This window comes from Cellulomonas sp. plas2 (genome assembly GCF_057221735.1).
Window position 1 is genome coordinate 1217130 of record NZ_CM170155.1, and the last position, 19488, is coordinate 1236617.

The 19488-nt window shown below is 78.0% G+C and carries 18 protein-coding genes and 1 riboswitch; of the genes, 9 read left to right on the forward strand and 9 right to left on the reverse strand.

Annotation, left to right across the window (positions count from 1 at the left end; translation table 11 throughout):
* Positions 1-392: 392 nt before the first annotated feature.
* From AC2TDM_RS05505 to AC2TDM_RS05515, 3 genes are all read right to left on the reverse strand, one after another.
* Positions 393-1649: a glycosyltransferase gene (locus tag AC2TDM_RS05505; protein WP_484636052.1), complete on the reverse strand. Its 1257-nt coding sequence runs from the start codon at positions 1647-1649 to the stop codon at positions 393-395.
* On the reverse strand, positions 1646-2800 hold the full coding sequence (locus tag AC2TDM_RS05510; protein WP_484636053.1) for a glycosyltransferase family 4 protein: 1155 nt from the start codon (positions 2798-2800) through the stop codon (positions 1646-1648). Before AC2TDM_RS05510 ends, AC2TDM_RS05505 begins: the two co-directional genes overlap by 4 nt.
* A gap of 166 nt (positions 2801-2966) precedes the next feature.
* On the reverse strand, positions 2967-4379 hold the full coding sequence (locus tag AC2TDM_RS05515; protein ID WP_484636054.1) for an aminotransferase class V-fold PLP-dependent enzyme: 1413 nt from the start codon (positions 4377-4379) through the stop codon (positions 2967-2969).
* Positions 4380-4417: 38 nt separating this feature from the next.
* Positions 4418-4534: riboswitch (SAM riboswitch) on the reverse strand.
* 225 nt (positions 4535-4759) lie between these two features.
* Here AC2TDM_RS05515 and AC2TDM_RS05520 point away from each other — a divergent pair.
* The 3 genes from AC2TDM_RS05520 (at position 4760) to AC2TDM_RS05530 (ending at position 6960) form a co-directional block, all read left to right on the forward strand.
* Positions 4760-5254 carry a rhodanese-like domain-containing protein gene (locus AC2TDM_RS05520; RefSeq protein ID WP_484636055.1) on the forward strand — a complete coding sequence of 165 codons (495 nt, stop codon included), beginning with the start codon at positions 4760-4762 and terminating at the stop codon, positions 5252-5254.
* Entirely contained in the window at positions 5251-6498 is a 1248-nt protein-coding gene (locus AC2TDM_RS05525) for an O-succinylhomoserine sulfhydrylase (protein WP_484636056.1), read from the forward strand. The genes AC2TDM_RS05520 and AC2TDM_RS05525 overlap by 4 nt, the downstream gene beginning before the upstream one ends.
* Before the next feature lie 165 nt (positions 6499-6663).
* A complete protein-coding gene (locus AC2TDM_RS05530; protein WP_090033484.1) occupies positions 6664-6960 on the forward strand; it encodes a WXG100 family type VII secretion target in 297 nt (98 codons plus the stop codon).
* Positions 6961-7087: 127 nt separating this feature from the next.
* On the opposite strand, the gene AC2TDM_RS05535 is transcribed toward AC2TDM_RS05530, so the two are convergent.
* The 3 genes from AC2TDM_RS05535 to AC2TDM_RS05545 all read right to left on the reverse strand — a co-directional run bounded on the left by AC2TDM_RS05535 (position 7088) and on the right by AC2TDM_RS05545 (position 11321).
* A complete protein-coding gene (locus tag AC2TDM_RS05535; RefSeq protein ID WP_484636057.1) occupies positions 7088-7459 on the reverse strand; it encodes a hypothetical protein in 372 nt (123 codons plus the stop codon).
* 891 nt (positions 7460-8350) lie between these two features.
* On the reverse strand, positions 8351-9139 hold the full coding sequence (locus AC2TDM_RS05540; protein ID WP_484636058.1) for a glycerophosphodiester phosphodiesterase family protein: 789 nt from the start codon (positions 9137-9139) through the stop codon (positions 8351-8353).
* Between the two features lie 91 nt (positions 9140-9230).
* A complete protein-coding gene (locus AC2TDM_RS05545) occupies positions 9231-11321 on the reverse strand; it encodes a glycosyltransferase family 2 protein (RefSeq protein ID WP_484636059.1) in 2091 nt (696 codons plus the stop codon).
* A 707-nt stretch (positions 11322-12028) separates the two neighbouring features.
* Here AC2TDM_RS05545 and AC2TDM_RS05550 point away from each other — a divergent pair.
* Positions 12029-12307, forward strand: a complete 279-nt coding sequence (locus AC2TDM_RS05550) for a DUF6457 domain-containing protein (protein WP_484636060.1) — start codon at positions 12029-12031, stop codon at positions 12305-12307.
* A 294-nt stretch (positions 12308-12601) separates the two neighbouring features.
* On the opposite strand, the gene mobA is transcribed toward AC2TDM_RS05550, so the two are convergent.
* Together mobA and moaA are read right to left on the reverse strand one after the other, a co-directional pair.
* Complete coding sequence (mobA, locus tag AC2TDM_RS05555) at positions 12602-13333, reverse strand: molybdenum cofactor guanylyltransferase (RefSeq protein ID WP_484636061.1); 732 nt, start codon at positions 13331-13333, stop codon at positions 12602-12604.
* Between the two features lie 3 nt (positions 13334-13336).
* Positions 13337-14428: a GTP 3',8-cyclase MoaA gene (gene moaA, locus AC2TDM_RS05560; RefSeq protein WP_484636391.1), complete on the reverse strand. Its 1092-nt coding sequence runs from the start codon at positions 14426-14428 to the stop codon at positions 13337-13339.
* A 90-nt stretch (positions 14429-14518) separates the two neighbouring features.
* Between moaA and AC2TDM_RS05565 the strand changes: the two genes are divergently transcribed.
* From AC2TDM_RS05565 to AC2TDM_RS05575, 3 genes are all read left to right on the forward strand, one after another.
* On the forward strand, positions 14519-15736 hold the full coding sequence (locus AC2TDM_RS05565; RefSeq protein ID WP_484636062.1) for a molybdopterin molybdotransferase MoeA: 1218 nt from the start codon (positions 14519-14521) through the stop codon (positions 15734-15736).
* Between the two features lie 107 nt (positions 15737-15843).
* Positions 15844-16578, forward strand: a complete 735-nt coding sequence (locus tag AC2TDM_RS05570; protein WP_484636063.1) for a phosphatase PAP2 family protein — start codon at positions 15844-15846, stop codon at positions 16576-16578.
* On the forward strand, positions 16575-17294 hold the full coding sequence (locus AC2TDM_RS05575) for a phosphatase PAP2 family protein (RefSeq protein WP_484636064.1): 720 nt from the start codon (positions 16575-16577) through the stop codon (positions 17292-17294). Before AC2TDM_RS05570 ends, AC2TDM_RS05575 begins: the two co-directional genes overlap by 4 nt.
* Here AC2TDM_RS05575 and AC2TDM_RS05580 read toward each other — a convergent pair.
* Entirely contained in the window at positions 17279-18073 is a 795-nt protein-coding gene (locus AC2TDM_RS05580) for a DUF1206 domain-containing protein (RefSeq protein WP_484636065.1), read from the reverse strand. The genes AC2TDM_RS05575 and AC2TDM_RS05580 overlap by 16 nt on opposite strands.
* Before the next feature lie 220 nt (positions 18074-18293).
* On the opposite strand from AC2TDM_RS05580, the gene AC2TDM_RS05585 reads away from it, so the two are divergent.
* Together AC2TDM_RS05585 and AC2TDM_RS05590 are read left to right on the forward strand one after the other, a co-directional pair.
* Positions 18294-18584: a hypothetical protein gene (locus AC2TDM_RS05585; RefSeq protein WP_484636066.1), complete on the forward strand. Its 291-nt coding sequence runs from the start codon at positions 18294-18296 to the stop codon at positions 18582-18584.
* Between the two features lie 84 nt (positions 18585-18668).
* On the forward strand, positions 18669-19481 hold the full coding sequence (locus AC2TDM_RS05590; protein ID WP_484636067.1) for a TSUP family transporter: 813 nt from the start codon (positions 18669-18671) through the stop codon (positions 19479-19481).
* Positions 19482-19488 lie beyond the last annotated feature (7 nt).

Below are 19488 nucleotides of genomic sequence, written 5' to 3' on the forward strand. Positions count from 1 at the left end.
CGCGCGTCCCAGTCGGTGAGGGCGACGGACGCCGCGAGCATCGCCGCGGTGGCCAGCCACAGGGCCCGGGCGCGCGGCTCCTTGGCGATGCCCGTCACCAGGGGCAGCGCGAGGTAGAGCGGGTCCGCGAGCAGGTCGGCGGTGCGGTGCGCGCGCAGGGACAGCACGGGACGCACCGCCAGCGGGGTGCGGGTCAGGGCGTTCACCGTGGTCGCGAGCGCGCCGAAGGCCCCGAAGAAGACCTTCGCGCGGGTGCTCGTCCCCAGCAGGTGCGGTGCCGTCAGCAGCGTCGCGGCGACGCCGTAGTCGAGGGCGGCGTGGACGGTGGGGGTGATGGGCTTCGTCATCCACCGAGCGTGGAGCGGTGCCCGTCCCGCGCCGCCCGGGGGTCGTCAGCCGCGGACGAGGGCGACGTCCTCCGCGGGCCGGTCGGCGTGGGCGGCGAGGAAGCCCTCCACCGTGCGGTCCCAGCTGAAGTCCTCGGCCCGGGCGCGGCAGGCGCGGCGCGCGGCCGCACGCGGCATCGCGAGCACGCCTGCCGTGGCGGCGGCCAGGGGCTCGGGGGCGCAGGCGGTGGCACGGCCGGTCCCGGCGACGAGGAGCTCGGGCACCGCCGACGACGAGGCCGCCACCACCGGCGTCCCGCACGCGAGCGCCTCCAGCGCCGCGAGGCCGAAGGTCTCGGCCGGCGCGGGGGCCAGCACGGCGTCGGCCGCGGCGAGGGTGCGGGCGACCTCCCGCCGGTCGGCGACGAAGCCGCGCCACTCTACGGGCAGGTCGTGGGCGCGCCGCACCAGCGCTGCGCGCTCCGGCCCGTCGCCGAGCACGGTGAGCCGCACGCCGACGCCCTGGCGCAGCAGCGCGCGCACGGCGTCGACGGCGACGTCGGGGCGCTTCTCCGGGGACAGCCGGCTGCACAGCACGAGCCGCGCGGGCCCGGTGCGCACGCCCGTGGCCGCGTCCGCGGACGCCCCGGCGGATGGCCCCGCGGACGGCCCGACGGACCGCCGGACGCCCGGCCCCTCGTCGGGCCCCTCGTCGAGCTCCTCGTCGAGCTCCTCGTCGAGCACGGGCCGGAATGTCGCGAGGTCGACGCCGAGCGGGATCCGCACGGTCGGCACGCAGATGCGGTCGAACTCCGCGGCGGCGTGCGCGGTGGTGGCGACGATGCGGTCGAACGCGGCGGCGGTCGTCGCGTTGTGCCGGTCGGCGAGGCTGCGGGCCACCGACCCCGGCAGGTGTCCGACCGTCTGCAGCAGCCCGTCCACGCGCTCGTGCGCGATGCCGAGGAGGGGCGTGCCCGTGCCACGGGCCCACGCCCCGACGTGCCGCAGCGTGAACCGGTCGGAGACCTCCAGCCGGTCGGGCGCGAGGGTGTCGAGGGTGTGCCGTACGGCCCGGGCGTCGACGAGGGCCCGGTACCCGCCCGTGCCGGGCACCCGGGGCCCCGGGAGCTGGACGAGCGTGCCCCACGGGTGCGTGGTCACCTGCGTGCGCGCGCCAGGGACGACCACGGTCAGCCGGTGCCCGCGCGCGGCGTACCCGACCCCGAGGGCGACCAGCGTCGTGCGCACCCCGCCCGACCGGGCGGCCCACGCGTTGGTGAGGTGGACGACGTGCAGGCGGCGTCCGCCGGCGGAGGCGCTCACCGGGCGTCCACGGCGTCGCGGCGGCCCGTGGAGCCGCCGGCGCCTGCGGCGCGGGCGGCGACGGCGTCGGCGTAGTGGTCGAGGAGGCGCTCGACGACGACCGGCCAGGTGCGGCCCTCGACCGCCTCCCGGGCCGCCCGGCCCATGGCCCGGCGCTTGGCGGCGTCCCCGGCGAGGTCGGCGACCCGGGCGCGCAGCGTGGGCAGGTCGCCCGGCGGGTACAGCCAGCCGGTCCGGCTCGGGGCGACGAGCTCCGCGACGCCGCCCGCGCCGACCGCCACCACGGGGACGCCCGCCGCCATCGCCTCCTGCGCGGACTGGCAGAACGTCTCGTGCGGCCCGGGCTGCACCGCCACGTCGAGGGTCGCGACCAGGCGTGACAGCGCTGCCCCCGTCCGCACGCCGAGGAACCGCGCACCGGGCAGCAGCCGCTCCAGCCGCGCACGCTCGGGCCCGTCCCCGACGACGACGAGGCGCACGCCGGGCAGGCCCGCGACGGCCCGCAGGTCCTCGAGACGCTTCTCGGGTGCGAGCCGCCCCACGTAGCCGACGAGCACCTCGTCGTCGGGCGCGAGCCGCCGGTGCAGGCGCGGGTCGCGGTGGGCGGGGTGGAAGGCCGCGGTGTCCACGCCGCGCGGCCACAGCCGCACGCGCGGCACGCCGTGGTCCTCGAGGTCGGCGGCGGCGATGCGGGAGGGGGCCAGCGTGAGGTCGGCCGCCTCGTGCACCGCGCGGACCCGCCACCAGGCCGCCTCCGCCGCGGCGCCGAGGCCGTAGCGGGCGGCGAACCCGGCGACGTCGGTCTGGTAGACCGCGACGGTCAGCACGCCGAGCCGGGCGGCGGCGCGGACCGCCGGACCCCCGGTGAGGAACGGCGACGCGAGGTGCACCACGTCCGGCCCGAAGGCCCGCAGGTGGCGCTCGAGCGTCCGCGCCGACGGCACGCCGAGCGCCAGGCCGGCGTGCCCCGGCAGCGGCACCGACCGCAGCCGCACGACACGCGCCCCGTGCACCCGGGCGGGTGGTTCGCCGGGCGCGAGCACGAGCGCTGGGTGGCCGTGCCGCGACAGCTCGTCGAGCACGCGGACCACCGACCGGCTGACGCCGTTGACGTGCGGCAGGAAGGACTCGGTGACGAGGGCGACGCGCACGGTCCCACCTCACCGGACGCCGGCGACGCCCGGACGACGCACGAACGACGAACGGGCGACGTCACGGTGTCGGTCAGCCGTCGGTCGGCCGTCGGTCAGTCGTCGGTCAGCCGTCCACTCAGATGCCGCTCGCGCCCGGTCCGCTCGCCGGCCCGGGCGGCGCCCCTCAGGGGAGCGCGGGTCCGCAGGCCGCCGCCGTCGCGGCGATCGCGGCGACGCCGTCGAGCGCGGGCGCCGGCCGGGGGTCGTCGGCCACCGTCCAGCAGCCGTCGACGACGGCGTACCGCGCCCCTGCCCCCACCGCGAGGAACGTGCGCAGGCCCGCGAGCAGGTGCTCCACGTCGGCCAGGCTCGAGCCGACGCCGACAGACGCGCGCAGCGCACCGCCGCTGGCCCCGAGCCGCGCCAGCAGGGGGTGGGCGCAGAACCGGCCGTCGCGCAGGCCGATCCCGTGCTCGGCGGACAGGTAGGCGGCCACGAGGCCGGGGTCGTGCCCGGGCAGCGTGAACGTCACGACGCCGACCGGGTCCTCGGCGTCGGGCCACAGCCGGGCGACCTGCACGCCGTCGAGGGCCTCCAGCCCGGCGACGAGCGCGTCGCGCAGCGCCGTCTCGTGCGCGTGCAGCGCGCCGGCGGGGAGCCCGGCCAGCGTCGTGCAGGCCTGCGCCAGGGCGACGGCGCCCAGGACGTTGGGGGACCCGGCCTCGTGCCGCGCGGGGGCCGGGTGCCACGTGGCGCCGTCGGTGCGCACGTCGCGCACCGCGCCGCCGCCGGCCAGGTACGGCCGACCCGCGTCGAGCCAGTCCCGGCGCCCGACGATCGCGCCCGCCCCGAACGGCGCGTACATCTTGTGCCCGGACAGGACCACCCAGTCGACGTCCGTCTCCGCCAGCGACACCGAGCGGTGCGGGACGAGCTGGGCGCCGTCGACGACGACGCGCGTGCCCGCGGCGTGCGCCAGGCGGACGACCTCGGGCAGCGGCAGGGACTCGCCCGTGACGTTGGACGCACCTGTGACGGCCAGCAGCGCGTACGGCGTGCGCGCCAGCTCGGCCCGCAGGGCGACGAGCGTCTCGGCGACGGTGGCCTCGGCCGGCAGGACGGACCCGGTGGGCCGGCCGTCGGTGCCGTCGCCGCTGATCCACGTGAGCAGGTTCGCGTGGTGCTCGAGGTCGAGCACGAGCACCCGGCCGCCGGCGGGGACGCAGCCGGCCAGGAGGTTCAACGAGTCCGTGGTGTTGCGGGTGATGACGGCGACGTCGTCGGGCCGGGCGCCGACGAACGCGGCGATCGTCCGGCGCGACTCCTCGTAGAGGGCGGTCGACAGCTGGGACAGGTAGCCCGCGCCGCGGTGGACGGACGCGTAGTGCGGCAGCACCTCCGTCACGCGGGCGGCCACGGCCTCGAGCGCGGGCGTCGAGGCCGCATTGTCGAGGTTCGTGTACGCACGCGTGGTCCCGTCGAGCAGCGGAACGGGCGTCCGCGCGCCGACGAGCGGCAGGAGCGGGGCGGCGCCAGGACAGGCGTCGCCGGCGGGGACGGGGGCGGGGCGGTGCTGCGTCGCGACCGTCGTCGACATGGGGGCCTCCTGCTGCCGGGGGCAGGGCCGACCCGGCCCGCCCGCGCTTGCCGTCCGCCGGTCGGCGGCACGGCCGTGTCGTCACCCGGGGCACCCCACCGCGGCGGGAGGGTTGCCGGCCAGCGAGCCGGGGCTTCGCGCTGGCGCTCATGACCTCGCCGGAATGATCGGCAGCGGCGCACGCGGGCGTCAACGCGCGTCCGGCATGCGGGACGCCCGTCTCACGTCCGCGACGCCAGGCCGTACGCTGCGACGACCATCCAGAGCGGCCGAGAGATCTGGCTCGACAACGCCGCAGCAACCCGGCTCGACCCCGCCCGTCCCCGGACAGGTGCAGGTCGGCGCAGCAGGGTGCTTCCGCCAGGACCGATGGAGGAGCGATGAGCAGCACGCCCGACAGGCCCTACGCCGGGGACGTCACCCCGCAGGAGGCTTGGCAGACCCTGCAGGACGACCCGCGCGCGGTGCTCGTCGACGTCCGCACGGACGCCGAGTGGCGCTACGTGGGCATCCCGGACACCTCCGCCCTCGGCCCGGACGGCCCGCGGCGCACGGCGCTCGTCGAGTGGGTGTCCTACCCGTCCGGCCAGGCGAACCCGCACTTCGTCGAGCAGCTGCGGGCGGCGCTGGGCGACGACGCGGCCGGCGGTGACGGAACCGACGCGGCCGATGCGGGCGCCGGCGCTTCGGACCGGCCCCTGCTCTTCCTGTGCCGCAGCGGCGTCCGGTCGGTCGCGGCGGCGACGGCGGCGACGAGGGCCGGCCTCGGCCGGGCGCTGAACGTCCTCGAGGGGTTCGAGGGCGACGTGGGCCCGGACGCGCACCGCGGGCACGCCGGGTGGCGCGCCGCCGGCCTGCCGTGGCGGCAGGCGTGAGCGGCCCCGGGCCCCGGCACTGGCACGAGGGGCTCCCGCGCGAGGAGCTCGGGCCGGGCACGCTGGCGGTCCGCGGCGGCGGGGTGCGCACGCCGTTCGGGGAGACCTCCGAGGCCCTGTTCCTCACGCAGGGCTACGTCTACGACTCCGCCGCCCAGGCCGAGGCCGCCTTCGCGGGCGAGGCCGACCGCTTCATGTACTCCCGGTACGCCAACCCCACCGTGGCGACGTTCGAGGAGCGGCTGCGGCTGCTGGACGGCGCCGAGGCCTGCTACGCCACCGGCACCGGCATGTCCGCCGTGTTCACCGCGCTCGCGGCGCTCGTCCGGTCCGGGTCACGCGTCGTCGCGGCGCGGGCGCTGTTCGGCTCGTCCGTCGTCATCTTCGACGAGCTGCTGGCGAAGTGGGGCGTGCGCACGGACTACGTGGACGGGCACGTGCTGGAGCAGTGGGAGGCGGCGCTGGCCACGCCGGCGGACGTCGTGTTCTTCGAGACCCCGTCGAACCCCATGCAGGACATGGTCGACATCGCCGCCGTGAGCGCGCTGGCCCACGCCGCGGGCGCGACCGTCGTCGTGGACAACGTCTTCGCGACGCCGGTGCTGTCCCGGCCGCTGGACCTCGGCGCGGACGTCACCGTCTACTCGGCGACGAAGCACATGGACGGCCAGGGGCGGGTGCTCGGCGGGGCGATCCTCGGCCGGGACGACTACGTGCACGGGCCGGTCGAGACCTTCATCCGCCACACCGGCCCCTCGATGTCGCCGTTCAACGCCTGGGTGCTGCTCAAGGGCCTGGAGACGATGGCCCTGCGGGTGCGGCACCAGAGCGCCTCCGCGCTCGAGCTGGCCCGCTGGCTCGAGGGTCACCCCGCGGTGGCGTCCGTGCGCTACCCGTACCTGCCCTCGCACCCGCAGCACGCGCTGGCCACGGCCCAGCAGACCGCCGGGGGGACGGTGGTGACGTTCACGCTGCGCGTGCCGGAGGGGTCGACGCCGGAGGCCGCGAAGGCGGCCACGTTCGGCGTGCTGGATCGGCTGCGGGTCGTCGACATCTCCAACAACCTGGGCGACGCGAAGTCCCTGGTCACGCACCCCGCGACCACGACGCACCGGCGGCTCGGTGCCGCGGGGCGGGCGGCGGTGGGCATCGGCGAGACGACGGTCCGGCTGTCCGTCGGCCTCGAGGAGATCGACGACCTGCGGCGCGACCTCGAGCAGGCGCTGGCCGTCGTCGAGGGCTGAGGCCGCCGGTCGGGCGGGCGTGACCGTCGCCCCCCGCGGGGCCTCGTAGCCTGTGGACGACGACGCACGCGCCCCGGCCCGCCGTCGCTAGCGTCCGGCCCGCCGCGGGGAGGACCCGCGGCGCGCCGGGCGACGCGCCCGCGCCGACAGGGACGGAGGCCGACCGTGGCCAACCTCAGCGTGAGCTACCAGGACATGACCGACGCCGCGACGCGGCTGACCGGCGGGCAGGACTCGATGGTGGGTGAGCTCACCGCCATGCGGGCGTACGTCGACGGGCTCGTCGCCTCCGGCTTCGTCACCGACCAGGCGTCCGTGGCCTTCGGCGACTCCTACCGCCGGTACACGCAGTCGCTGACCGACGCGGTCTCGGCGCTCGGCGGCATGGCGCAGTACCTGCGCACGTCAGCGAGCGCGCTGGCCGACGTCGACAGCCAGCTCGCCGCGGGCCTGCGCGGCTGAGCCGGCGCGGCCAGGTCAGGTCCGATCGGGTCGGGCGCTGCCGGGTCGGGCCCTGCCGGGTCGGGCGCTGCCGGTTCAGGCGCTACCCGGTCGGGCGCTGCCGGGTCGGGCGCTGCCGGCCAGGCGCTCAGAGCGGGAACGGGACGGCGAGGGCGACGAGCGCCGCTCCCACCCCGAGGGCGCCGAGCGCGAGCAGCGTCTGCGCCCAGGCCACGCGGCGCTTCGTCGCCCCGGCGGCGCGCCAGTGCGCGAGCTCGATGCCGGCGGGGTCCGCAGGGTCGAAGGCCACCCGGGCGGGCTGGGTCGCGGTGAGCGCGACGAGGAACGCCAGCGCCAGCAGGACGGCCGGCACCGCGGCCGCCGCCGCGGCGACGAGCCCGGGTCGGAACGCAGCGAGCACGGGCACGCTCACGGCGACCCAGACGGCCCACGACGCCCCTGCGGCCCGCAGCACCGTGCGGGCCGCCGCCTCCCGGCCGGCCGTGGCCGCCTCGACCATCCGCCACCCCTGCGCGAGCCACGCCTCGTCGAGCCGCCGGCGGTCGGCGGCGGAGGTCGTGGGTCGAGCGGGGCCCGACCCAGACGTGGACGCCGACGCCGGTGCCGCCGACGCGGCGGGAGCGGCAGCAGGTGCGGTCGTCGCCGTGGGTGTGGCAGCGGGCGTCGTGACGTGTGCAGCGCCCTGCACCGACCCCGCCGCGGGTGCGCCAGCCGGTGTGGGCGAGGGCCGGGAGGAGCCGGCGGCGGCGGCAGCCGGTGCAGGTGCCGGCGAGGGCCGGGAGGAGCCGGCGGCCGGTGCGAGCGGGGGAGCGGGCGGAGCAGCGGGCGCTGGTGCGGGGGCCGCGCGCGGCTCCCGGCCCGGTGTGCCCGGGGTGCCGACGGCCGTCCGCGGCTCCGGCGTCCAGGAGGTCGGGCCTCGACCGGGGCTCGACGTCGGGCCCGCGGACGTCGGGGAGTCGGTGGGGGCGGCCGACGGGGCCGCGGCGGCGGTCGGCACCGGCGGTTCGGGCGCGGGTTCCAGGCGGACCACGTCGTCCTCGACGACGGCGTGCGCCTCGTGGCGACGCTCGTCGGCAGCAGCGGCAGCAGCAGCGGCAGCAGCAGGAGCGGCGGGCGCGGCGGTGGGCGCGGGGACGGGCGCGTGGACGGGCGCGGCGACGGTCGCCACGCCCCGGGGCCCGTCCCTGTCCGCCATCCGCACCCTTCCCCCGCCGTCCCCCTGCCGGCACCGGCGACCGGTACGGGCTGACCGTGCGCGCCGCACGTGCCGCTCATGGTCCGTCCCCGGGGCCCCTCCCGTCCACCGTGACGCGCCCGGGGGAGGTCACGACCTGCGAGGTCGCGCGCGCGCCCGGGTCCCGCGGCCCACCGCGACCGCCCGTCCGGAGGGTCAGCGGCCGCCCCAGGCCCCCCGCGCCCGCAGCACGTCGCGCAGCACGTCCGCGCGGTCCGTCACGAGGCCGTCGACGCCGAGGTCGAGCAGCCGCCCCTGGTCGGCCGGGTCGTCCACCGTCCACACGTGCACCTGGCGGCCGGCGGCGTGCGCGGCGGCGACGGTCGCCGCATCGACGACGACGAGCCGCCCGGACCGCTCGGGCACCTGGATGCAGTCCACGTGCCGCAGGGCCGCCCGGACGGCCGCGGCCCGGGTCCGCGCGGGCAGGCGGGGTGCGCGGACGGCGGCGAGGAACGCCACGACCTCCGCCTGGCCCGCCGAGGTCGCGACGGGACGGCCGAGGACCGCCACCGCGCGGCGCCGCCGACGGGTCGAGAACGACGTGAGGCACACGCGGTCGTGCGCGGCGGTCCGCTGGACGGCCTCGACGACCGGCCCGACGGCGTCGTCGCTCTTGACGTCGACGTTGACGCGCAGGTCGGGGAGCTCGCCGAGCACCTCGTCGAGCCGGGGGACGGGCTCGCCGCCGGCGATGCGGGCGCGCCGCACGACGTCCCACGGCAGGGCGGCGACGAGCCCCGTCGCGTCGGTCGTGCGGTCGAGGCGCTCGTCGTGCAGGGCGACCGCGACGCCGTCGGCGGTCGCGTGCGCGTCGGTCTCCACGTGCTCGAGCCCGAGCGCACGGGCCGCCGCGAAGGCTGCGAGCGAGTTCTCCCGCCCGTCGAGGCTGAACCCGCGGTGCGCCAGGGCGATGGCGCCGTGCCGGGTGCGCAGGTAGGGCACCACGTCGGCGGGCCCGGGAGGCGGTAGGGCTGGAGGGCGGCGCGGCACGACGCGAGTGGACACCGGGCGGCGCCCGGTGTCCACCCGGTCGTCAGCGGGCGGTGCTGACGGCGTCCGCCTCCGTCGCGGCGTCGGTGGCCGTCGGCGTGCCCACGACGGTCCGCTCGACTGTGCGCTCGACCCCGCTCGGCCCGGCCTGCGTCGGGACGACCAGGCCGGGGGCGTCGTGCCGGTCCACCGTCTGGTAGAGCGCGAGGGCGAGCCGCGCCTGCGCCGCGTCGTCGAGCCCGAGCAGCACGCCGACGACGAGGTCGCCGTCCTCGTCCTCGACGAGCGAGCGGACCGTCCCCGGGGCGGGGACCACCACGCGGTGGCCGTCCTCGACGACGGGGAGGTGCAGCGTGACGGCCGACCCCTCGTCGAGCAGGCGGCGGTCGTCGTCGCCCACGCGGATGCGGGCGCCCGTGATCGACAGGTCGAGCAGGTCCACGCGGAGCTCGCCACCTGCGGTGGTCGCGGGGACGCGCAGCTCGCCGGTCGGGAACCGCCAGGCGGACCGCCGGTTGCCGGCGAAGTCCAGACGCGTGATCCGCCGACGGGCGGCGACGAGGAACGCCGCGTTGAGGGCCACCCACGCCACCGCGGCGTGGTCGACCCAGGTGATCTCGCGGTGCACCGGCAGCAGACCGGCGAGCTGCGCGACGTACCAGAGGACCGCCGCCACGGAGGCGGTGATGAGCGCGGTGAGGACGACGGGCGTCTGGGCCCGTGCCCGCTCGGCGCGGGCCGCCTTCGGCGTCACCGCGAACGAGCGGGGGCCGGAGGTGAAGATCGCCGCGGTCGCCGCCAGCGTGGCCGGGAGCCGGACGAACTCGAAGAACGTCGCGTGCAGGAGGGGTGCGCGCCCCCGGCTGAGCGCCGACAGGGCCAGGCGCTGCAGCGCGAACGACACGACGAAGGCGACGAGGAACGGCGCCCACGCCGCGGCGATCGGCACGCCGCCGGACAGCACTGTGAGGATCGGCAGCAGCACGAGGCCGACCGTCCGCCACGAGTCGAACCAGCCGAGAAGCGTCGACAGGTAGGACAGGCGCTGGTGCAGGGACAGGCCGGGGCCGAGCAGCGGGTTGTCGCGGCGCAGCACCTGCATGGCACCGGCGCCCCAGCGGCGGCGCTGGACGAAGAACGCCTCGGGCCCGTCGGCGGCAAGCCCGCGGGCGACGACCTCGTTGTGGTGCACGCTGCGCCAGCCCTTGCGGTGCAGGCGCAGGGTGGTCTGGATGTCCTCGGTGACGCTGTCGGTGGCCACGCCGCCGACCTCGCGGAGGGCCTCGACGCGCACCATCGCGCCGGTGCCGCACCAGAAGGCGGCGCCCCAGCGGTTCCGGCCGGCGAGGATCGCCCGGTAGAACATCTCCTGGTCGGCGAAGAACCGGCCGTCGGGGCGGCGGACGTGCTCGAAGGACGAGTCGTTGTAGAACTCCTGCGGCGACTGCACGAGGGCGGTCCGCGCGTCGGCGAAGTACGGCAGGAGCGCCTCGAGGAACCCCGCGGTCACGACGTGGTCGGCGTCGATGATGGCCACGAGGTCCGCCTGCACCTCGTCGAGCGCCTCGTTGATGTTGCCCGCCTTGGCGTGCGCGCCGTGGGAGCGGGAGCGGTAGCGCGCCCCGAGGCCTGCGGCGAGCTCGCGCAGCCACGGGCGGTCGCCGTCGTCGAGCACCCATGTCTCGTGCGGGTGCCGGGCCGCGACCGCGGCGGCGATCGTCGGCAGCAGGATCGAACGGGGTTCGTCGTAGGTCGGCACGAGGAGCGCCACGCGCAGCTCCGCGGGATCCCGGTGCTGCTCGGGCGCGATGTCCGCCGGGTCGGGGCGCCGGTCGACGTCCCACAGGTCGTGCGCGAACAGCAGGAGGCTGAGGAAGGCGTGCACCTCGAGCAGCAGCAGCGGGACGCCGAGCCACAGGGTCGCGCCGTCGAGGGTCGAGGTCACGCGCCAGAGCAGGTACCCGACGGAGGCGACGACGCCGAGGAGGGCGGCGCCGCGGACGTAGGAGCGGCGGGCGAGCGGTTCGGGCGCCGGCCAGGCGTCGGCGGCGGGCCGCTGCAGCTGCAGGACGCCCTCGGCCGTACGGGCCGGGGTCGCCGCGCGGCCGGGGCTCGGGGGGAGGGTGGAGGTCATGACGCCCGGATCGTCCTCGGCCCGCGGCCGGTGAGACGGCGGGCGGGTGGTCCCGCCGGCCGTTCACCCGGCGACGCCGCGACGGAGGTCACGGCGTCCCCGGCACCACCCGCGCGGGTGAGCGGTGCGGCTGGGCCGGACGGGGGACCGGCCCGGCGCGGTCCCGCCGCCCGGCTCGCCACACCGCGCGCCCGTCCCGCGCCCGGGCCGGATCCGGCCCTGGTCCGGCCCGCCTCCCGCCCTGGGTCAGGCCGTCCAGGCGTCGCGTCGGACCGCCGCCTCGAGCCGCGCGACCGGCACCCGGGACGGCGAGCAGGAGACGTGGTCCAGCCCGGCGTCATGGAGAAGCGGATCGACTCCGGGTCCCCGACGTGCTCGCCGCAGACACCGAGCTTCATCGTCCCCTTCGTACCGCGCGCCCCGTCCACCCAGGCGCGCACGAGCGCCCCCACGCCGTCCGTGCCGATCGTCTCGACCGGGGAGATCGTCAGTCGGTCCCGGCGGTGTCGTCGGTCACGGCGTCGGTCACGGCGTCGAGCACGGCGTCGATCACCGCGTCCTGCACGTGACGCGGCAGGCAGGGAACTGCCATGCTCGGGACCGTGCGCGCCCCCGACGACGACGGCACAGGCTCAGTGTCCCCGGTGCCGCCGGCTCCGTCGCCCCCTCCTGGCGACCCTTCGGCAACTCCGGCGTTCGGCGACGACGTGCTGGGCCGGTGGCTGGCGCTCGTCTGCGCCGAGCTGGCGCTCGACGCGGCGGTCGTGGCCCCGCTGGTCCCGGCGGTGCTCGACCGGGTCCGCGATGTGGCCCACGACGTCGTGCGTCCGGGCGCCCCGCTGACGGCGTTCCTCGTGGGCCTGGCCGCGGGTCGTGCGGCCGGTGCTGACGGTGGCGGCGCGGGCGACGAGGGTGCGGCGGTGCGCGTGCGTCTCGCCCAGGTGGACGCCCTCGTCGCCGCGTGGGCGGCCGACTTCGCCCCATGACCGTGCCGTCCGGTGTCGTCCCGGCCCGTCGGGCGCCTCGGCGACGCTGCGCCGAGGTACCACCGGGCGAGCGGTCGCACCGGCGTGCCGTGGTACCTCGCTGCACCTGGCACCGGGCGCGGGTCGCCGTCCCGCCGGTGCTGCCCGGGTCGTGCCGGCCGACGAGGCCGCCCGTCCAGCGACGTCCTCGCGTCCCGGGACGTCGTCGAGATGCCACGACACGCCGTCGATGCGCGTCGGGACCTGGTACTTCGACGTAGCGGCGCGACCGTCCCCAGAGGGCGCACGCGCGGGTCAGTCGCCGGGTGCCGGCTCCTCGGGCGGGCGCGGGCGGTGCCGTGCGATCGTGCGGGCGCGCGCGAGGTCGGCGGGGGTGTCGACGTCGAGGGCCTCGTCGGGGGCGAGCGGGACCTCGACGACCTGGAGGCCCTCGAGCAGGAGCCGGGCGGGGCGGTCGTGGACGTGCCCCGCGAGCAGCGCGGCGACCGCCGGCAGGCGGTAGGCGGCGAGCAGCGGCTGCCGGCGCCCCGTGCCGTCGATGCCGACGGCCGCGTCGGGTCGCGGGCCGGGGCCGAGAGCGGCGAGCAGCCGCGGGACGACCTCGCCGGCCCAGGGCTGGTCGCCGGCGAGCACGACCAGGACGTCGGGCGACCCGGCCGCGGCAGCGGGACCTCTGGCCAGGCCTGCGGACAGGCCGGCGGCGACGCCGGCGAGAGGGCCACCGCCGGGCGGGTCCTCCCGGGCGACGAGCACGGTGCGGCCGCCGACGTCGGCGCGTCCGTCCACGCCGTGCGGTCCGACGACCACGACGGGCACCGGTGGCAGGGCGGCGACGAGGGCGTCGAGCAGCGAGGGGCCCACGCCGTCATCGGTGAGCGGCAAGTGCACCTTGTCGACCCCGCCCAGCCGGCCTCCGGTGCCGCCGGCGGTGACGACGACGAGGACGTCCCGATGCTGGCGGCCGGGCTCGCGGCCGGGCTCGAGGGTCGGCTCGCGGTCCGGCCCGTCGCCCGTGGCGCCGGCCACGGCTCAGCCGCCGATGGCGCTCATGAGGCGCAGGGGCTGGCGGAAGCCCTCCTCGTCGATGCCGTGCGCGGCGGGCTTTCCCCACATGGCGGTGCGCCAGGCGTCGGCCAGCTCCTCGTCGGAGGCGCCGGCGCGCAGCAGGTCCCGCAGGTCGGTCTCGCGGCGGGAGAAGAGGCAGGAGCGGACCTGGCCGTCGGCGGTGAGCCGGGTCCGGTCGCAGGCACCGCAGAACGGACGCGTCACGGCGCCGATGACGCCCACGGTGGCGGGCGGTCGCCCGTCCCCGCCGGTGCCGACGACCGTCCAGAGCTCCGCCGGTGCGGCGCCGCGAGCCACGTCACCGACCGGCTCGAGCGCGAACTCCCGGCCGAGCTCGGCCAGCAGCTCCTCCGCCGTCACCATCTGCGCGCGGTCCCACGCGTGCCGGGGGCCGAGCGGCATCTGCTCGATGAACCGCAGGTGCAGGCCGTCGGCGACCGCCCAGCGCAGCAGCGGCCGCACCTGGTCCTCGTTGACGCCGCGCATCGCCACGGCGTTCACCTTCACGGGCTGCAGGCCTGCGGCGACGGCCGCGGCCACCCCCTCGAGGACGTCCGGCAGCCGGTCACGCCGGGTCAGGGCGGCGAACTGCGCGCGGTCGAGGGTGTCCACGGAGACGTTGACCCGCCCGAGGCCGGCCTCGGCCAGGCCCTGGGCACGCCGCGCGAGACCGATGCCGTTCGTCGTCAGGGAGGTCTCGGGCGCCGTCCCGTCGGCGGTCCGCAGGGCGGCGACCGCCCCGACGATGCCCTCGAGCCCGCGGCGGACCAGCGGCTCGCCACCCGTGAAGCGCACCTCCCGCACGCCCAGCCGCTCGACGGCGACCGTCACGAGGCGGACGACCTCGTCGTCGGTGAGCACCTCGGGCGTCGGCAGCCAGTCCAGCCCCTCGGCCGGCATGCAGTACGTGCAGCGCAGGTTGCAGCGGTCGGTGAGGGAGACCCGCAGGTCGGTGGCGGTGCGCCCGTACCGGTCGACGAGCGCGCCGGTGCCGGGCCTGCCGCCCGTGCCGGTGCTCGCATCCGTCCCGGCGCCTGTGCTCGCGCCCGTGTCCACCACCGGCTGAGCATAGGCACGCCTCCGCGGGGCCGGTCGGCCCGTCCGGGTGGCGGCTGGTGGACGGCGGCTGGCGCTAGCGTGGCCGCCGTGCGGACGGTGGAGGAGCACGTGGCGGCGGTGCTGGCCCTCGTCGGGCCGACCCCGGTGGTCGAGCTGCCGCTCGGGGGTGCGGACGGGCTGGTGCTCGCGCGCGAGGCCGTCAGCGCGGTCGACCTGCCGCCGTGGGACAACTCGGCGATGGACGGCTACGCCGTGCACGCCGCCGACGTCGCCGCGGCAGCCCCGGACGCGCCCGTCGTGCTCCCCGTGGTCGCCGACGTCCCGGCCGGCGACGTACGCCGGCACCCCCCGGTCCCGGCCGGGTCCGTCGCCCGGATCATGACGGGGGCGCCCCTGCCGCCGGGCGCCGACGCTGTCGTCCCGGTCGAGCACACCGACGCCGGCCTGCCCCGGGTCCGCGTCGACCGACCCGCGCAGCCGGGGGCGCACATCCGCCGGCGCGCCGGCGACGTGCGCGCCGGCCAGGTGCTGCTGCCCGCCGGGACGCTGCTCGGCGCCGCGCAGGTCGCGCTGCTCGCCGCGACGGGGCACGCGGTGGTCGCGGTGCACCGGCGGCCCCGGGTCGCCGTCGTCGCGACCGGCGACGAGCTCGTCGCCCCCGGGCAGCGCCTGGACCACGGCCAGATCCACGACTCCAACGGCCCGGCCCTCGCGGCTGCGCTGCGCGCCGCGGGGGCCGAGGTCGTGGCGGTGGAGCGCTCCGGGGACGACGCGCCGGCGCTCCTCGCGCTGCTCGAGCGGTGCGCGGCGGGCGCCGACCTCGTGGTGACCAGCGGCGGGGTCTCGGCCGGGGCGTTCGACCCGGTCAAGGAGGCGCTCGCGGGGCTGCCGGGGGCGCAGTTCGTGGCGGTCGCGGTGCAGCCGGGCAAGCCGCAGGGGCTCGCGCGCGTAGCCGGCGTCCCCGTCGTCACGCTGCCGGGCAACCCCGTCAGCGTGCTCGTCTCCTGCGAGCTGTTCGTCCGCCCGGCGGTGCGGCGCCTGCGGGGCCTCGCAGCGACGGCCCGTCCGACGACGAGCGCGGTGCTGACGACCGACATGACGTCGCCAGCCGGCCGGCGGCAGTACGCGCGCGCCCGGCTCGACCGGACCGCGGAGCCCCGCACGGTCGCGCCGGTCGGCGGAGCGGGGTCCCACCTGCTCGGGGCGCTGGCGCTCGCCGACGCCCTCCTCGTCGTGCCGGAGGACGTGACGACGCTGTCCGCGGGGTCGGTCGTCACCGTGCTCGACGTCGCCGACGAGCGGTAGGCAGGACAGCTCGGCATCCGACGGGCCGCCGGGACCGCACCACCCGGACGGGCGGCGGGTCGCGTCGCGCAGCGCGCACCCGGCCGTGCCGCCCTAGGTTGACCGCCATGGAGACTTCCCACCCGCGGCGCGGCGGGGGACGGGGCCCGCGGACGACGGCCCTCGCTCGCGCGGCCGCGCTCGCCCTCGCCGCCGGCGTGCCCGTCGCCGCGCTCGCCTGGCTGGTCCGCGCCGAGCACGACGGCCTGACGGGTTGGGACGCGCGCGTCGTCGACGCGGCGACCACCTTCGCGCGGGAGCGACCCGGCCTGCCCCGGGCCCTCGTCGTCTGGCAGGAGACGACGCAGCCCGTGTGGCTCGTCCTGGGCGTGACCCTGGTGGCGCTCGTCGTGTGGCGTCGGTACCGCCTGCCGGGACGCGCGGCGTGGGCCGTGGCGACCGTGCTCGTCGTGTGGGGTCTCGGCGTCGCGCTCAAGTCCGCCGTCGGGCGTGCGCGGCCGGTCGTGCAGGAGGCGCTGGAGCACGCGCCCGGGTACAGCTTCCCGTCGGGGCACGCCGTCAACAGCTCCGCGGCTCTGACGGTCCTGCTCCTGCTGCTGCGGCCCGTGCTGACCCGCCGCGCCCTGGGTGTGGTCGCGGTGGTCGGTGGGCTCGTCGTGGCGCTGACCGCGGCGGACCGCGTGCTGCTGGGCGTGCACTACCCGTCGGACGTCGCAGCCGGGCTCCTCGTGGGCACCGCGGCCTCGCTCGCGTCCTACGCCGGGTGGTCCGGGGCGGCCGGCCGCGAGGCCCGCCGGACGGGCGCGGTCGGGACCGGTGCTGCCAGGACCGGTGCGCGGTGAGCCGCGCCGCCGTCCTCGCGCACCGGTGGGACGACGCGAGCCGCCCCCCGGTGGCGGCCGTCCTGCGGGACCTGGTGGTGCGCGCGGCGGCACCGGCGGTGCTGCTGTGGGCCGTCGTCACCGGCGTCGGCTGGGTGGTCATGGGGCCGCTCGGCGGGATCCCGGCGGAGCAGGACCTCGCGGAGCGGTTCGCCGAGGGGCGGACGGCCGCGCTCGACACGGTCTCGGCGGTGCTGTCGGGCTCGGCCTCGACCCTCGCGATCACGGCGCTGGCCCTCGTGACGGTCCTGGCCGTCGCCGTGCGCACCCGGCGGCTGTCGTTCGCGCTGGTGCCCGCCGTCGCGGTGGCCCTCGAGCTGGGCGTGTTCCTCACGTCGGCGGTCCTCGTCGACCGCGACAGGCCCGATGTGGAGCAGCTCGACCACGCGCCGCCCACGTCGAGCTACCCCAGCGGCCACACGGGGGCGGCCGCCGCGTGCTGGGTCGTCCTGGCGCTGCTCGCGCAGCGCGTGCGGCACCGGGTGCTGCGCGGGCTCCTCACCGCGGCGTGCCTGCTCGTGCCGGTCCTCGTCGCCTGGGCCCGCCTGTACCGCGGCATGCACCACCTCACGGACGTGGTGGCCGGCCTGGCCGTGGGCACCACGAGCGCCCTGCTCGCCTGGGGCTACCTGCGCCGCGCCGGCGCGGCAGGGACCCGACGTCAGACCCGGGCGTAGCGCGCGCGGGCGAAGGAGTACACGCCGTAGGCGGCCAGGCCCAGCGCGACGACCGTCAGGAGCCCCCGGCCCCACGGCACCTCGAGGAAGGCCCGCAGGGCGCCGTCGAGGCCCTGCGCCTCGGCGGCGTTGCCGGTCCAGGCCGCCTTGAGGAAGAAGAAGCCCACCACGGCGAGGGCCACGCCCTTGGCGACGTACCCGACCCGTCCCGCCTGCACGGCCCACCGACCCGGGTGCTCGGTCAGGTCCTGCAGGAACGTGCGCCGCCAGCCCTTGACCACGTGGTGCACCGCGACGCCCAGCACCGCCAGGCCCACGGCGGCCACCAGCGCCCGCCCGAGCGGGGCCTCCAGCAGCCGCCCGGTCGTGCTGCTGGTCTGCTGCGACCCGTCCTGCGACGTCCCCAGGAGCACCCGCACGGCCGTCCAGGCGAGCACGCCGTAGACCACGGCCTTGGCGCCGGCCTTCACCCGGTCACCGGTGTCGTGCCGCGTCACCAGCTCGGTCACCTGCCAGACGGCCAGCAGCGCGAACCCGACGACGACGACCCACAGCAGCGCGGTGCCGACGGGGTTGCCGGCCAGGGACCGCAGCGCCCCCGTCTGGTCCGCGCTGCCCGCCCCCGCCGACCACGCGAGCTGCACGGCGAGCCACGCGATGAGCAGGTGCAGCACGCCGTTGGCGGCGTAGCCGACCCGCGCCCCCTGCTCGACGAGCGGGTTGTCGCCGGCCTCGGTGGCGGCGCGCCGGGCGGAGGCGGGGGTGTTGTGCGTAGCCATGGCGTCACCCAAGCACCGGGGCCCCGCACCCGCACGCCGCCGGGACGGGGGTCCCCCGGGACGGTGAACGGCGCTCGACGGCACGGGGGCGTCACCCGGACCGACGCACCCGACGGGGCGAGCCCGGCCCCCGACACGTCACCGCGGGGGACGGCCCGACGAACGGACGGGACGGCACCGGTCCCGGTGCCGCGCCGCACCCGTCCCCGAGGACACCACCATGGCTGCACAGACCCCCACCCAGCCGGCCACGCCGTCGGACCCGACCGCCGGCCCCGCCGCAACCCCCGCCGAGGCCGTCACCCTCCGCGGGCTCGACCCGCTGACGGGCATCGGCGCGTCCTGGCGCGTCTCGCCCGTCGAGCGCGTCGAGGCCGGCGTCCCGCTGTACCGCGTCGAGTGGACGCCCGAGCTGGCCGAGCGCACCCCGTGGGTCCTGGCCCGCAGGACCACCGCGCTCGTGACGCAGCGCGAGGCCGAGACGCTCGTCGCGCGCCTCGAGAGGGTCTGACGCCTTGGCGCCGTCCCTCGTCTAGGGTCGCCGGGGCTCCGGCGTCACCCGGGCGCCGGCCGGACCGGGGGAGGCGTGTGGGCGATGACGCTCGAGCCCCTCGTCCTCGGCACGCTGGCCGCCGTGGTCTTCGGCATGTCGAGGACCGGGGTGCCGTCGCTCGGCGCCTTCGGGATGGCGCTGCTGGCGACGGCCGTCGACCCCGTGCGGGCGGCGGGGCTGGCCCTGCCGGTGCTCATCGTCGGGGACCTCGTCGCCCTGCGGCTGTACGCCCGGTCCGCCCGGCTGCGGCTGCTCGTCGTGCTGCTGCCGTCCGTCGTCGTCGGGCTCGCGGCCGGCTGGGCCGTGCTGCGGTTCCTCGACGCGGGGGCCGCCGGCAGGCTGGTCGGCGCGGTCCTGCTGGTCAGCGGGGGCTGGGAGCTGCTGCGGCGCGTGGCACGACGACGCGCCGACCACCGCGCGACGGTTCGTGCGGCGACGTCGGGGCCCGTCGCGCCGGCTCGCATCGCGAGCCCCGTACCCGCCGGGCTGCCCACCGTCGGCGACCGGCTCGTGCGCGGGCTGCTCGGGGCGGGGGCGGGCCTGTCGACGATGGTCGCCAACGCGGGCGGGCCGCTCATGGGCCTGTACCTGCTGCGCGCCCGGCTCGGTCCCGCCGCGTTCCTCGGCACCAACGCGTGGTTCTTCTTCGTCGTCAACCTCGCCAAGGTGCCGTTCAGCGTCGGGCTCGGCCTCATCACGCCGGGGTCGCTCGCGCTGTCGGCGGCGTTGCTGCCGGGGCTCGTCCTGGGGGCGGTCGGCGGCCGCTGGCTCGTGCGCCGGATGTCGTTCGACGTGTTCGGCCTCGTCGTGCTGGTCGCCACCGTGGTGGCCGGCGCGTGGCTCGTCGTTCGCTGAGCCGGCG

Coding starts and splice junctions, on each gene's coding strand:
- AC2TDM_RS05515 (WP_484636054.1), bottom strand. CDS start 4,379: ATGTCGACGACGGTCGCGACGCAGCACCGCCCCGCCCCCGTCCCCGCC.
- AC2TDM_RS05520 (WP_484636055.1), top strand. CDS start 4,760: ATGAGCAGCACGCCCGACAGGCCCTACGCCGGGGACGTCACCCCGCAG.
- AC2TDM_RS05535 (WP_484636057.1), bottom strand. CDS start 7,459: ATGGTCGAGGCGGCCACGGCCGGCCGGGAGGCGGCGGCCCGCACGGTG.
- AC2TDM_RS05545 (WP_484636059.1), bottom strand. CDS start 11,321: ATGACCTCCACCCTCCCCCCGAGCCCCGGCCGCGCGGCGACCCCGGCC.
- AC2TDM_RS05570 (WP_484636063.1), top strand. CDS start 15,844: ATGGAGACTTCCCACCCGCGGCGCGGCGGGGGACGGGGCCCGCGGACG.
- AC2TDM_RS05580 (WP_484636065.1), bottom strand. CDS start 18,073: ATGGCTACGCACAACACCCCCGCCTCCGCCCGGCGCGCCGCCACCGAG.
- AC2TDM_RS05585 (WP_484636066.1), top strand. CDS start 18,294: ATGGCTGCACAGACCCCCACCCAGCCGGCCACGCCGTCGGACCCGACC.
- AC2TDM_RS05590 (WP_484636067.1), top strand. CDS start 18,669: ATGACGCTCGAGCCCCTCGTCCTCGGCACGCTGGCCGCCGTGGTCTTC.